Below are 14,257 nucleotides of genomic sequence, written 5' to 3'. Positions count from 1 at the left end.
GGTAGTGTGGGGTTACCCATGTGAGAGTAAGTCATCGCCAGCTCATTATTCTAAAAACCCCCGCCATTAAATATGGTAGGGGTTTTTTACTTTGTAGCGGAAAGTTAATAGATCATTACAATGAAAATAAAAGGAGAAAGGTAAAATAGGAGCTCATAAAAATTATAAGGAAATAAAAAGATGGCTTTTGCTATAAGTCGGAGGGATATAGAAAGATTAAAGTCGGTATCTTATGAGGAAGTGCGTTTGACTCTGAAATCAGGTGATCTGATTTTTGCCTCAGGTGATTACTTGGTATCCAAAGCAATTCAAAAGGTGACCCATAGTCCCTGGAGTCATGTAGCGATTATTATTAGAGTTGAGGAAATTGACCGAATTTTACTCCTTGAGAGCGTTGAAGATATGGGAGTAAGAATTGTTTCCTTATCTAAATATTTACATACCTATGAAAATAATAGGCCTTATAAAGGCAAAATCATTGTGGCACGTTTAAACATTAGTCAAGCTATTAATATCGCGAAATTATCAAGTTTTGGTATTGATGAGCTGACGAAGCCATACGATCGTGATGAAATTTCAAGAATTCTAGCGAGGGTGGCATTAGATAAAGGTAAGAAAAAAGTAGATGGTGAATAAATATGCTCCGAACTGGTATATGAGTGTTTTTTACAGACCGGTATTGAATTTAAGTATAATCGTCTAGGATTTATTAGTCCTCAAGATATTTGGCTCGATTCGAGAATAGAGCTTTTTGAGCGAATTTTATAAACTCAACAAGAACTTATGTCCTCAATGATTAACGCATTGTACGTTACGGAGAGCAGTATTATTTTAATATGGATTTTCTAAGACTTTATTTTGCGATTGTTTCGGTAAACTCCAGTGGTTCTTTAGCTAAAAAATGAGGTCATTTCATTATGCAAATTCATTCTTTTTCTCCCCTGTCTGAAGATGATGAAGAACTCCATCTTCCTGAACTTGTGTACTGGGCTTCATTAGGGGATCTTGAACGGGTGGCACAGCTCTTATCTCAAGGGGTGGATCCGAACCAGATAGATGATGAAGGCTATAGTGCATTACAGGCAGCTGCTGAAAATGATTCTCTGGATGTGGTAAAGCTGTTGATTGGTAAAGGCGCAGATATAAATTATAAAAGCCAATATACAGCACTCGAGCTGGCAAAAATGGCGGGTAATACAGAAGTTATTGAATATCTACAAAGTTTATAAAACTGAAATTGGTCATGATCAATATTCATTGGGTCTTTTAGCTTAAGCATTATTTCTGGATTACTTGTGAAATTTTCAGATGAAGTCTTATTGTGTTGAGTGAAGCAGATCCCTGCAATCTGCTTATAATGAGAATAATTCTATATGAAGTCGAATAAGGATATAACATGTCAACTGATGCACAATTTCCAACACCAGCTAATTTAGGCATTGCCGTTTATTCAAATAATGCAGAAGCAATTGGCAATACCCCACTGGTTCGTCTGAACCGTATTATTCAGAGTGGGGCAACTGTCCTGGCAAAAGTAGAGAGCCGTAATCCAGCCTTTTCAGTGAAATGCCGTGTCGGTGCAGCGTTAGTTGCTGATGCGGAAAAGCGGGGTGTACTTAAGCCAGGTATGCATATTGTTGAACCTACCAGTGGGAATACAGGGATCGCTTTGGCTTTTGTTGCGGCTGCGAAAGGATATCCGATTACCTTGACTATGCCGGCCAGTATGAGCCTGGAACGTCGTAAAGTGCTTAAGGCATTAGGTGCCAATCTGGTATTGACTGAACCTGCAAAGGGGATGAAAGGGGCTGTGGATGAAGCAGTGCGGTTAGCGACAGAACAACCGGATGTGTATTTCTTGCCGCAGCAGTTTGAAAATCCAGCGAATCCGCAAATTCATCAGGAGACTACAGGACCGGAGATCTGGCAGGCGACTGCTGGAAAAGTCGATATTTTGGTTTCGGGTGTGGGTACAGGCGGAACGATTACAGGGATTTCACGCTATTTTGAGCAGAACCAGAATCAACCTATTTATTCTGTCGCAGTTGAACCAGCAGAATCTCCAATCATCACTCAGACTCGAGCCGGTGAATCGATCACCCCTGCAGCACATAAAATTCAGGGCATTGGGGCAAACTTTATTCCTAAAAACCTGGATTTAAGCATTGTGGATGAAGTTCTGCCGGTGAGCAGTGATGAAGCCATTCAATGGGCAAGAAAATGTGCGACACAAGAAGGTATTCTAGTGGGAATTTCTTGTGGGGCCGCATTGGCCGCAGCAGCAAAAGTGGCTGAACGTCCAGAGAATGCGGGTAAAACGATTGTTGTGATCTTGCCGGATAGTGGTGAACGTTATCTGTCATCTGTGTTGTTTGAGGGTTTATTTGAAGAATAAGTCTGCTATTTTTTCGTGGAATCCCTTTTAAGGTCGGGGTTCCACGATTTATCTTTCAATCATTTATAAAGCTTGTTTGAGTATTTTCTGTTTCTCTTGCACGGAACGTGCATATTTTTTTCCCTTATGTCGCGTCCAGAAACTATTTTCATATGCAGTTGGACCAACATTATAATAGGCCAAGGCTTTTTTCCAGCTTCCTGCAGCCTGATTGTAGCTGGCTAAAATATAGGTGCCACAGCGCACATTGGTATATTCATCAAATAAATCCCCCGGACATTTTTCTTGCCAGTAGCGTGGAACGACTTGAGTCAAACCTACTGCCCCTGCAGATGACACGACATAATTTCGATAGCTCGATTCCTGTTGGATTAGTGCAGCCATGAGCAATGGATCAACCTCATATTGATCAGCATGCTGCACAATTAGTGGAGCAACGCGACGGGCTGTATTAGATTCAACAGCATAGGCCCTTTCAATCCCAGAGGCGAGTTTTGCTGAACGTTGTGCAACTGATCCCCCGCCTAAACTCGAGCAGCCAGCAATCAGCAGAGTAGAAAGAGAGAGTATTAAAATAGGTAAATTTTTCATTTTAGTTGGATCACAGATAATCAAAGAAGCAAAAAATATTAAAAAGCATGAAGCATAAGGATGGTAAGAACTGTAACTCAGTGCGTCAAGTAAGCATGTTGGAGCAATATGTAGGTGCAAAAGATTATGAATGATAAAAGAAAAGCCCAGTCATCCTAACCGGGCTTTTCTGTATGGGGTTCAAGTCGTTCACTATCGTCAACGATTCGCTTCCTGCATTTTTTATTATTTGACGAGACATCCTGTCTCTGTATGTCTCTATCATAAGTAGAATTGTGGGCGTAGGATATTCGACAATTGCGGCGATTGTTGTAGGCTATAACGTACAAGCAAACGGTCTTTCACCATCAACAAGTATTAAAAAAGCTGAATATCCTGATTCAGCTTTTTTGTCTGTCGCAGCAATTTAGAAATGGGCATCTAAACCGATATACGGTCCTTTGAATTCAAACTTACGTTCATTGTTGCTGTTTTTATCCATTTCAATATTTAGGGCTCGATAGCCCACTTTAGCACCTAGATCGACCAAAAGATTGTCGACAAAGTTGTATTTAATTTCCGCCTGGGTATCAGAGATGCGAGTATCATCATAATCCGTGAGCAGAGTTTCACTGCTGACACTCCAGCCGGTAAATGGAAGTTTAGCGGTCACTGAGCCGTATAACATTGGATAGGTTTCATCAATTTTACTTTGAGTAAGTCCATTGACTGTAATATCCGCATTGATTTGTTTCGCAGCGATACCAAGATCTGCGCTCACGACATTATCGAGTAACTCGTAGTAAAGAATGTAGTCAGCATTTTCCATTTGAATGTCATAGACAGGGGTATTGGCAATCTGCTGTTCTGTCTGGTTATCGATTTTGCTATAGCGCAATTTGACATTGGGTAATAATGGAACAGGGTGTTCAATGGCCAGCGTCACTTGTGCTGAACCTTTTTGATCTAAGGAGAGATCACTCTGGCTTTGTGGGGCCATATTGGCATCACCTTCTGTATACCAGTAGTCAACGCTGCCTTTGACGGCCACAAGATCGGCTTGAGCTAAAGAACTGCAACCAAGGAGAGCTGCTACGCTGAGGAAAGTCCATGTTTTATGCATTGATATGACTCCAAAAAGAATCTTATAGTGAAAAATAAATTGACGTTATCGATATAAATGAGCGCATCATATAGCAATTATGTCGATTTTTCAGGCATCGAAAGAAATTCTGTTGAGGAATGGCAATGAGCAGTCGCAGCGAAATGGTTCTGGATTATCCCTTATATGTGGCCGGGAAAGCTTGTGAAACCGGAAAATGGCTAGAAGTAGAAGATAAGTTTAGTGGTCAGACATTTGCACGTGTTGCATTAGCCAACTCGGTGGTGTTAGAGCAAGCCATGAGTGCTGCCGTTCAGGCAGAAGTGGCTATGGCAGCCTTAAAGCCATTCCAGAAACAGCAAATCTTGTTGCATTGTGTGGAGCGTTTTCAGCAATTGCGCGGTGAACTGACCGATATTCTGGTGCAGGAAGGCGGTAAGCCGCGACTGGCAGCAGCAGCCGAGGTTGAACGTCTAATCAATACATTTCAGCTGGCTGCGGATGCGGTGACTCAACTTGATGAGGGCCGGATGATTCCGTTGGCTGTGACACCCGCCGCAGCTGCTTATCGGGGCATGGTCAAGCATGTGCCGATCGGTGCGGTTTCCTTGATTAGTCCGTTTAATTTCCCGCTGAATTTAACTGCACATAAAATTGCACCTGCAATTGCAGCAGGTTGTCCTTTTGTACTGAAACCGGCGAGTCTTACTCCACTGTCAGCGCTTAAAATTGCCCAGATTCTGGCGGAAACCGATCTTCCAAAAGGCGCTTTTTCGATTTTGCCCTGTGAACGTCAGGATGCTGACATTTTGGTGACAGATGAACGTTTCAAGCTATTGAGTTTTACTGGTTCTGATATCGTGGGCTGGGATATGAAAGCCCGTGCAGGCCGTAAAAAGGTCACTCTGGAACTCGGAGGCAATGCGGCAGTGATGATTGAACCCGATACGGAAATTAGTGATGCGCTGATTGACCGATTGATTGCGGCAGCTTATGGCCATGCGGGTCAGGTCTGTATCAGTGTACAGCGCATCTTGGTGCATACCGATATTTACAGCGAAGTGAAAAAGAAACTCGTCGCAAAACTGAAGAAAATTCAGGCAGCCGATCCAAACTTAACCACAACCTTGGTGGGGCCGATGATTAAGGCCTCGGAAGCATTACGTTTGAAACAATGGGTCGATCAGGCCGAACAGCAGGGTGCAAAAATCTTGGCAGGTGGCAAGCTGAAGGGGGTACTGTTTGATCCGACCCTGTTGGAAAAAGTCGATCCAAGTTTGGATGTGTATCAGAATGAAGTGTTTGGTCCTGTTGCGATTTTGGAGAAGTACAAAAAGTTTGAGCAGGGCATTGCACGGATCAATGCCAGCCGTTTTGGTTTACAAGCCGGTGTCTATACGCAGAGTCTGGAAAAAATGCTGTATGCCTGGGATCATTTACAGGTCGGTGGTGTAATTATCAATGATGTGCCAACGTTCCGTGTTGATAATATGCCGTATGGCGGTGTAAAAGATTCAGGCTTGGGACGTGAAGGGATCCAGTCAGCGATTCGTGATATGCAAGAGGAGCGGGTTTTGGCAATTAAATACTAAGCTGTAGGAATACAAGTAAAACCTGCCTGTTTGGATTATTTAGTTTAAATTAAAAACCTGGAAAACCCTCGAGAGATCTCGCCGATGGATTATTGATCTGATCTGTCGGCTTATCTCTTTTTACGCGATAAATTGGTGAAGGAAGATTATTCAATTTAATTAAACAGTCGAATGAGTTTTAGTCAGCTATCGAAACTAATCATAAATTGACCGTTTGATAAAAATAAAGTGCTATAACGTCGAAAAAGACAGGAGAAATTACAGAAAAATTTATAAAAAACGGGTATTGTGCACGCATTAAAGAAGCAAAATTGATCGATTGGCTTTAAGCAAGCATTCATCAAGGCTGCTGGTTTGTTATTTAGAGTGCTGCGCCCAAAAGGTGTGATCTAACTGCGAACATTCAAGATTGATTTAAAGTGCACTTTGCTGGCTTGCAGCATAACAATAACAATCCTGCGCAGGTAAAGTGACCTAAGGTTTAGGTATTCTATGACAGAAAATCGTGAAAATTGGTCCGCACGATCAGGCTTTATTATCGCGGCAATAGGCTCAGCAGTCGGTTTGGGAAATATCTGGCGTTTTCCTTATGTGGCCTATGAAAATGGCGGCGGTGCCTTCCTGATTCCCTATTTGATTGCCTTGTTGACCGCAGGTTTGCCGCTATTGTTTTTAGATTATGCAACAGGGCACCGCAGTAATGGTGCGCCGCCCAAAGCTTACCGCTTACTGTATAAACCTGCAGAAACGCTGGGGTGGTGGCAGGTTTGTGTCTGTATGGTGATTGCCCTGTACTACGCGGGTGTACTGACCTGGGCAGGCAGTTATGTGTATTTCTCGGTCGGGCAGACTTGGGGCAGTGATCCGGAAAAGTTCTTTTTTAATACCTTCTTACAAACCTCATCTGCATCAGGTTTTGATTTTACCTTTATTCGTCACCTGTTCTGGCCCTTGGTCGCTGTCTGGGCAGTGGTGCTGATGATCCTGTATGGGGGCGTGAAAAAAGGGGTTGAGCTGTCCAACAAAATCTTTATGCCTTTATTGATCATTTTATTCAGTATCCTAGTGATTCAGGCGTTACGCTTGCCGGGTGCAGCAGATGGTTTAAATGCCTTTTTTACCCCGAACTGGTCGGCGATGAAGGACTATAAAGTCTGGCTAGCGGCGTATGGCCATATCTTTTTTAGTTTGTCGGTCGGTTTTGGCATCATGGTGACTTATGCATCGTATCTCAAACCGAAAACTAATCTGACCGGAGCAGGTTTTATCGTTGGTTTTGCCAATTCTTCCTTTGAAATTCTCGCTGGGATTGGCGTATTTGCAGCATTGGGCTTTATGGCACATGCAGCAGGTACATCGGTTGAAAATGTCGTAAGCGGCGGGATCGGTTTGGCCTTTATTGCTTTCCCAAAACTGATTTCCAGCTTGGGGCCGGGTGCAGACCTGTTCGGTTTATTGTTCTTTACCTCATTGACGGTGGCGGGAATCACCTCGATGGTGAGTATTTTGCAGGTGCCGATTGCAGCGATGCAGGACAAGCTTCACTGGAGCCGTAACAGGGCAGTGACCACTATTGGTGGCGCTACTGCTACGGTTTCCATTTTCCTGTTTTCTACTGCGAATGCCATTAAACTGGTGGATATTATTGATCACTTTATCAATAACATCGGGATTGTGTCGGGTGCCTTGGTTTCGATTGTGATGGTGTCCTGGTTTAAACGAACCTTGATGCAACAGTTTGAAATTCACATCAACAGCATTTCCACCATTCAGCTGGGTCGTACCTGGGAATTTACCTTGACGGTGATTACTCCGGTGGTGCTGTTATCGACTTTATTACTCACCTTAAGTGCATTGTTACGTCAAGGTTATGGAGATTACAGCTTGAGCCTGCAATTCTGTTTTGGCTGGGGCAGTATCATTTTCTGTATTCTCGGGGCGATTGCCATGAGCAAAGTGAAAGACTAAAGGGAGTACAAGATGAATACATCCGCAATCATTATGATGGTAATCTCCATTGTATTTCTCTGGGGTGGACTGATTCTGGCAATTCTACATTTGATGCGCCATCCTGAATCTCTCGATGTCGAGGATGAATAATTCCACTTTCATACCGTTATTCTGAGCAAAATAAAAAAGTCATGATGTATCAACATCATGACTTTTGTTTTTGGATGAGAGCCTATAGTCGGGTGATTAGCTCACTTTCTGGATCAGGCAATAAAAGAAGCCATCACCACCTTGGGCTGTAGGCAGTAACTGTCGGCCATACGTCTGTTCAATGCCCCAAGCGGCGTCGATTTTAATTTCTTTGGCGTCTAGATGTTCAGCAAAGAAATTTTGCATTTGCTGTTCATTTTCCGCTTTCAAAATCGAGCAGGTGATATAGAGCAAATACCCCCCCACTTTCAGCTGTTGCCACATGTGTCGCAAAATCTGCTGTTGCAGTTCGATGGTTTGTGCGATGTCGCTGGATTGACGTAATAGGCGGATGTCTGGATGGCGACGCAGGACGCCAATGGCAGAGCAGGGCGCATCCAGCACAATACAGTCTAGCGCTGCTGGCGCAGTCCATTCGGTTGCATCTGCAGCTACAATTTCGACCTCTGTACCGGTTGTTAACTGTAAGCGTTCCAGATTTTCGGAAACTCGCAGTAAACGTTTGGCATCCTGATCAAGCGCCGTGAGTTGCGCTAGATTGTATTTTTCCAGTAGATGGGCAGTTTTTCCACCTGGTGCCGCACAGGCATCGACCACGGTTTTACCGGTTAAATCCGGCAGGATTTGCGCACAGAGCTGTGCATGTTCATCCTGTACCGAAAACCAGCCTTGCGCATAGCCGGGAAGTTCACTGATTTGTACCGATTGCTCCAGTACAATTCCCACCGGTGAATAGGTGCAAGCGCGTGCCTGAATGTCTAGGCCTTGCAGTTTATTCAGGTAGGCATCCCGGCCAATCTGGCGCTGGTTAATACGCAGCGTGAGTGGTGCAACCTGTTTTAACTCCTGACACAGGTGATTAATCTGTTCAGGCCAGTCCTTTTTCAGACGTTTATACAGCCAGCTTGGCAGACCATGGGCTTGCTGTAAGGCATGCTGGAAATCAGATGTTTCACGTGAAACACGACGCAGAATGGCATTCACAACGCCACCGAGGGCCTGAAAACCTAACTGTTTAGTGGCATCGACGGTTTCGGAAATCGCAGCGTGCGGGGCAATGCGGGTACAAAGCAACTGATATAAACCTACATAGAGGCAGGTTTCGACGGTTTCATTATTTAGTGGTTTCACCAGTAACGGCAGGGTAATGCTTTTCAGCGCGAACCACTGACGCAGGCTACCCAGTACCAGCTCATGGAACAGGGCACGATCGCGTTCGTTCACTTTGGCCAAGTGCAGTGGAAGAATGCTGGATAGCGACTGGCCTTGCTGGACAGCGAGCAAGGTACGAATCACTTGTGCACGTAAATTGAGATGTGATGAGGATTCAGGCTGATTCATGCGAGTACTTGTCCTACCTGAAGTTTCTGAGTTTGTGCGATTTGTACCGCATTGAGGGCTTTGCCGCCCGGCCATTGTAGACTGGTCAGACACACTGCTTGCTGATTGCCACAGGCAACATGCACGCCGTGTTTATCGATTGCGAGGATTGTCCCCGGCATCTCTCCTTCGACGGGTTGCTCTGATAACAGGGAACCCCAAACGCGCAAATTGTTATTTTCATCGAGGGGAATAAACGCCACTGGCCATGGGTTAAAAGCACGGATATTGCGGTCGATACTGATAGCATCTTGGGTCCAGTCAATACGGGCTTCTGCTTTAGACAGCTTATGGGCATAAACCGTCAGTGCTTCATCTTGCACTTCACGTTTATCCAGATAGTGTTGTAGTTTTTCTTCGGATTCGAGCACCGCCACAATGGCTTCAGCACCTTGTACAGCCAGTTTGTCATGCAGGGTGGCCGAAGTATCATCGGCGGTAATTGGACAATAGGTTTTATACATCATGTCGCCGGTATCCAAACCCGCGGCCATTTTCATGATGGTGACACCGGTTTCCTGATCTCCGGTGGCAATGGCACGTTGAATAGGTGCGGCACCACGCCAGCGTGGCAGCAAAGAACCATGAATGTTCAGGCAGCCATATTTGGGTGTATCCAGCACCACCTGTGGCAGGATTAAGCCATAGGCAGCTACCACCATGACATCGGCATTCAGTTCTTTGAGTTGTTGTTGTGCTGCCAAACCTTCTTCTGTAGCGCTTTTAAAATGCAGTGGCTGATAAACCGGTAAATCATGCTCAAGTGCCAGCTGTTTCACCGCAGAGGCTGTGAGCTTTTGTCCGCGACCGGCTTTACGGTCCGGTTGGGTATAGACCGCGACAATCTCATGCTCGGTTTTCAGGAGGGCAGCCAAGGCAACGGCTGCAAATTCAGGAGTTCCTGCAAAAATGATTTTCACGCATGCCATCCAAAATAAACTTGCTCAAAGTATAAGGCAAAAGCGGATGAAGACCTAAAAAGTCACCACAGATTCATTTCAATCAGGCAATGAATTGCATGAAATTCCGCTGGATTGAAAAAAGATCGTATCTAGATTTATCCGTTCAGGGGCAACTCATAGTATGATGAAAGGATATCTTTGCTGATCACCGACCAGAGAGCTGGTCCTTCAGCGCAAGGGATTATAGGATTCCTTTCGAGCACAAACTTTGTTGGAAACACACAATGCCTGATTATCGTTCAAAAACATCGACCCATGGAAGAAATATGGCTGGCGCACGTGGCTTATGGCGTGCAACGGGAATGAAGGATGAAGATTTTGGCAAACCGATTATTGCGGTGGTCAACTCATTTACCCAGTTCGTACCGGGTCATGTGCACCTGAAAGATTTAGGCCAGCTGGTAGCAGAACAGATTCAAGCATCCGGTGGTGTCGCGAAAGAATTCAACACGATTGCGGTAGATGACGGGATTGCCATGGGACATGATGGCATGCTGTATTCTTTGCCATCGCGTGATTTGATTGCCGATTCAGTCGAATACATGGTAAACGCGCACTGTGCGGATGCGATGGTGTGTATTTCCAACTGTGACAAAATCACCCCGGGAATGTTGATGGCGTCTATGCGTCTGAACATTCCGGTAGTGTTTGTGTCTGGCGGCCCAATGGAAGCCGGTAAAGTCAAAATCCGTGGCAACGAAAAAGCCATCGATTTGATCGACGCGATGATTGTCGCGGCTGATGACAACTATACTGATGAAGAAGTGGCTGAATACGAACGTTCAGCTTGTCCGACTTGCGGTTCATGTTCAGGCATGTTCACGGCCAACTCGATGAACTGTTTGACTGAAGCGCTGGGTCTATCTTTGCCGGGTAATGGTTCAATCGTGGCAACTCATGCTAACCGTAAAAAACTGTTTGAAAGAGCAGGCCAATTGATTGTTGAGTTAGCGAAACGTCACTATGAACAAGACGATTACAGCATCCTGCCACGTTCAATCGCGACTAAAGCGGCGTTTGAAAATGCCATGACTTTGGACATCGCCATGGGCGGTTCAACCAACACGGTATTGCACCTGTTGGCGGCTGCCAATGAAGCGGGCGTGGATTTCACCATGTCGGATATCGATCATTTGTCACGTAAAGTGCCGGTGTTATGTAAAGTCGCGCCAGCGAAAAATGATGTGCATATGGAAGATGTACACCGTGCTGGTGGGATCATGTCGATTCTAGGTGAACTTGATCGTGCCGGTTTGTTGCAAACTTCGGTTAGCACCGTGCATGAAAAAACCTTGAAAGATGCCTTGGACAAATGGGATATCATCCGCACTGAAGATGAGCAAGTCTATCAGTTCTACCGTTCAGCACCGGGCGGTGTACCAACACAAACTGCATTCTCGCAAGACCGTTACTATTCACGCTTGGATGGTGACCGTGAAAACGGCGTGATCCGTAATGCGGAACATGCTTTCTCCAAAGATGGTGGTTTGGCGGTCCTATACGGCAACATCGCATTGGATGGCTGTATCGTAAAAACTGCGGGTGTGGATGATTCGATTCTGAAATTTAATGGTACAGCGCGTGTCTTTGAAAGTCAGGATTCTGCTGTTGATGCGATTCTTGGCCACGAAGTGAAAGCCGGTGATGTTGTTGTGATTCGCTATGAAGGTCCACGTGGTGGTCCAGGCATGCAGGAAATGCTGTATCCAACCAGCTACCTGAAATCGAAAGGTTTGGGTAAAGAATGTGCCTTGTTGACCGATGGTCGTTTCTCGGGTGGTTCTTCAGGTCTTTCGATTGGCCACGTTTCTCCAGAAGCCGCTGAAGGTGGTGCAATTGGTCTGGTAGAAGATGGTGACGTCATCGAAATTGATATTCCAAACCGTACCATTCACCTGAACGTGGATGATGCCACTATGGCTGCGCGTCGTGAAGCGCAAGACCATAAAGGCTGGCATCCAGTGGAAGAGCGTAAGCGTAAAATTTCCAAAGCCCTGAAAGCGTATGCGATGCATACCACCAGTGCAGCAAAAGGTGCGGTACGCGAGATTTAATCTCTCGTCCGTCAGCTTTCAAAAAAGCACCCACAAGTGATTGTTGGGTGCTTTTTTATGGGCTCTAGAATTTGAAATTACCCGCTTTATGCTGTAACTCAACTGCTAGGAGAGGTTTCGTGTAGTGCTATTGAGCTAAAAAGACGAATCCTCAATCCACGGGTTTTACGGTCGACCGGTACAGCGATACCTATTTTGTCTTGGTCAAAAATATTCAGTTCGATACAATCTGTTCAGGATAAGCGAATAACAACCATCGTAATTAAGGCCAGCATTGAGCCACGGAGTCCCCCTATGAGTAAACAAAACATCCGCGAACATTCTTCCCCGGTTTTTGATGGCGTAGAAAATGCACCTGCACGTTCCATGTTGCGTGCTGTGGGCTTCCGTGATGAAGACTTTAACAAACCGCAAATTGGCATTGCCTCAACCTGGGCGAATGTTACGCCGTGTAATATGCATATCGATGGTCTGGCGCGTGAAGTGGAAAATGGCGTGAGTAGCGCGGGTGGCAAGGGTGTTATTTTCAATACCATTACCATTTCCGACGGGATCTCGAATGGTACTGAGGGTATGAAATATTCCTTGCTGTCACGGGAGATTATTGCTGATTCGATTGAAGCAGTGGTGGGCTGTCAGGGCTATGATGGCGTTATCGCGATTGGGGGCTGTGATAAAAATATGCCGGGCTGCTTGATGGGACTGGCACGTTTAAACCGTCCAGGGCTGTTTATTTATGGGGGGTCGATCCAGCCGGGTAAAGGTAATACCGACATTATTTCGGTGTTTGAGGCGGTGGGTAAACACGCCAAAGGCGAATACAGCGAAATTCAGGTCAAGCAGATTGAGGAAGTGGCGATTCCGGGTCCCGGTTCTTGTGGTGGCATGTACACTGCCAACTCGATGGCTTCTGCGATTGAAGCCCTAGGCATGAGTTTGCCGGGTTCCTCGGCGCAGGAAGCCGTATCCAAAGACAAATTACTGGACTGTGAACGTGCGGGTGCAGCAGTGATGAATCTGCTACGTCTGGACATTAAGCCACGTGACATCATGACCAAAGCGGCCTTTGAAAATGCCATCAAGGTGTTGATTGCACTCGGTGGATCCACCAATGGTGTGCTGCATTTGATCGCAATGGCACATACGGCAGGCGTAAAAATTACCCTGGATGATTTCTCGCGTATTGGTGCTGAAATTCCGGTAGTTGCGGATGTGCGTCCATCGGGCAAGTATTCCATGTCGGAACTGATTGCGATTGGCGGGATTCAGCCCTTAATGAAACGCATGCTGGATGCCGGCATGCTGGATGGTTCTTGTTTAACTGTCACCGGTAAAACCTTGGCCGAAAACCTGGCGGATGTGGAAGATTACCCAGCAGGCCAGCAAATTATCATGCCATTTACTGCCCCGATTAAAAAAGATTCCCATCTGGTGATCTTGAAAGGCAATTTGTCACCAACAGGAGCTGTGGCTAAAATTACCGGTAAAGAAGGCCTGTATTTCGAGGGCCCGGCGCGGGTGTTTGAAGGTGAAGTCGGTGCCATGCGCGGTATTCTGGATGGTGAAGTGCAGGAAGGTGAAGTGGTGGTGATCCGTGGTGAAGGTCCAAAAGGCGGGCCAGGCATGCCGGAAATGCTGAAACCGACTTCGGCGATTATTGGTAAAGGGCTCGGCCAGTCTGTGGCATTGATCACCGACGGCCGTTTCTCTGGGGGCAGCCATGGCTTCGTCATTGGTCACGTTACCCCTGAAGCGTATGAAGGTGGCCCGATTGGTTTGGTGCAAAATGGTGATAAGATCTCCATCAATGCGGAAACGCATGAAATTACTCTGCATGTTTCAGATGAAGAGCTGGCGGCCCGTAAAGCTGCTTGGGTCAAACCGCAACCGAACTACACTTCAGGCGCTCTGGCCAAATTTGCCAAGCTGGCGGCTGGGGCCGATAAAGGTGCGGTGACCGATCTTCAGCTGGATGTGTAATTGATCATTTGATTTTGAATTGATATAACCCTTGTAGGAATACAAGGGTTTATATTGTCGAG

General features: G+C 45.8%; 12 protein-coding genes. 8 read left to right on the top strand and 4 right to left on the bottom strand.

From position 1 onward, the window contains the following. Positions 1 to 180: 180 nt before the first annotated feature. The 3 genes from PAE54_RS10385 to cysK all read left to right on the top strand — a co-directional run bounded on the left by PAE54_RS10385 (position 181) and on the right by cysK (position 2,395). Positions 181 to 636, top strand: coding sequence for a YiiX/YebB-like N1pC/P60 family cysteine hydrolase (locus PAE54_RS10385; RefSeq protein ID WP_326519383.1), 456 nt, complete (start codon positions 181 to 183; stop codon positions 634 to 636). 281 nt (positions 637 to 917) lie between these two features. Beyond that, a complete protein-coding gene (locus tag PAE54_RS10380; protein WP_326519382.1) occupies positions 918 to 1,229 on the top strand; it encodes an ankyrin repeat domain-containing protein in 312 nt (103 codons plus the stop codon). Between the two features lie 167 nt (positions 1,230 to 1,396). Then, positions 1,397 to 2,395: a cysteine synthase A gene (gene cysK, locus PAE54_RS10375; RefSeq protein ID WP_326519381.1), complete on the top strand. Its 999-nt coding sequence runs from the start codon at positions 1,397 to 1,399 to the stop codon at positions 2,393 to 2,395. A gap of 63 nt (positions 2,396 to 2,458) precedes the next feature. On the opposite strand, the gene PAE54_RS10370 is transcribed toward cysK, so the two are convergent. Both PAE54_RS10370 and PAE54_RS10365 read right to left on the bottom strand, forming a co-directional pair. Next, a complete protein-coding gene (locus PAE54_RS10370) occupies positions 2,459 to 2,986 on the bottom strand; it encodes a lytic transglycosylase domain-containing protein (RefSeq protein ID WP_273777888.1) in 528 nt (175 codons plus the stop codon). A 406-nt stretch (positions 2,987 to 3,392) separates the two neighbouring features. Beyond that, positions 3,393 to 4,088, bottom strand: a complete 696-nt coding sequence (locus tag PAE54_RS10365) for a TIGR04219 family outer membrane beta-barrel protein (RefSeq protein ID WP_326519380.1) — start codon at positions 4,086 to 4,088, stop codon at positions 3,393 to 3,395. A gap of 125 nt (positions 4,089 to 4,213) precedes the next feature. On the opposite strand from PAE54_RS10365, the gene PAE54_RS10360 reads away from it, so the two are divergent. The 3 genes from PAE54_RS10360 to PAE54_RS10350 all read left to right on the top strand — a co-directional run bounded on the left by PAE54_RS10360 (position 4,214) and on the right by PAE54_RS10350 (position 7,759). Then, positions 4,214 to 5,659 carry an aldehyde dehydrogenase family protein gene (locus tag PAE54_RS10360; protein WP_326519379.1) on the top strand — a complete coding sequence of 482 codons (1,446 nt, stop codon included), beginning with the start codon at positions 4,214 to 4,216 and terminating at the stop codon, positions 5,657 to 5,659. A gap of 492 nt (positions 5,660 to 6,151) precedes the next feature. Continuing rightward, entirely contained in the window at positions 6,152 to 7,627 is a 1,476-nt protein-coding gene (locus PAE54_RS10355; protein ID WP_326519378.1) for a sodium-dependent transporter, read from the top strand. A gap of 12 nt (positions 7,628 to 7,639) precedes the next feature. Beyond that, entirely contained in the window at positions 7,640 to 7,759 is a 120-nt protein-coding gene (locus PAE54_RS10350) for a methionine/alanine import family NSS transporter small subunit (protein WP_273777894.1), read from the top strand. A gap of 96 nt (positions 7,760 to 7,855) precedes the next feature. Here the strand turns inward: PAE54_RS10350 and rsmB are convergent, their stop codons facing one another. Both rsmB and fmt read right to left on the bottom strand, forming a co-directional pair. Then, entirely contained in the window at positions 7,856 to 9,160 is a 1,305-nt protein-coding gene (rsmB, locus tag PAE54_RS10345) for a 16S rRNA (cytosine(967)-C(5))-methyltransferase RsmB (RefSeq protein WP_326519377.1), read from the bottom strand. After that, complete coding sequence (gene fmt / locus PAE54_RS10340) at positions 9,157 to 10,119, bottom strand: methionyl-tRNA formyltransferase (RefSeq protein ID WP_326519376.1); 963 nt, start codon at positions 10,117 to 10,119, stop codon at positions 9,157 to 9,159. The genes rsmB and fmt overlap by 4 nt, the downstream gene beginning before the upstream one ends. Positions 10,120 to 10,385: 266 nt before the next feature. Between fmt and ilvD (PAE54_RS10335) the strand changes: the two genes are divergently transcribed. Both ilvD (PAE54_RS10335) and ilvD (PAE54_RS10330) read left to right on the top strand, forming a co-directional pair. Next, positions 10,386 to 12,215: a dihydroxy-acid dehydratase gene (ilvD, locus tag PAE54_RS10335; protein ID WP_326519375.1), complete on the top strand. Its 1,830-nt coding sequence runs from the start codon at positions 10,386 to 10,388 to the stop codon at positions 12,213 to 12,215. A gap of 294 nt (positions 12,216 to 12,509) precedes the next feature. Next, a complete protein-coding gene (gene ilvD / locus PAE54_RS10330) occupies positions 12,510 to 14,195 on the top strand; it encodes a dihydroxy-acid dehydratase (protein ID WP_326519374.1) in 1,686 nt (561 codons plus the stop codon). The last annotated feature ends 62 nt before the right edge of the window (positions 14,196 to 14,257 follow it).

Source organism: Acinetobacter minutum, assembly GCF_035916735.1.
GTDB lineage: Bacteria > Pseudomonadota > Gammaproteobacteria > Pseudomonadales > Moraxellaceae > Acinetobacter.
The sequence above is the reverse complement of the archived record's forward strand: the minus strand, read 5'-3'. Positions and strand labels throughout refer to the sequence as shown.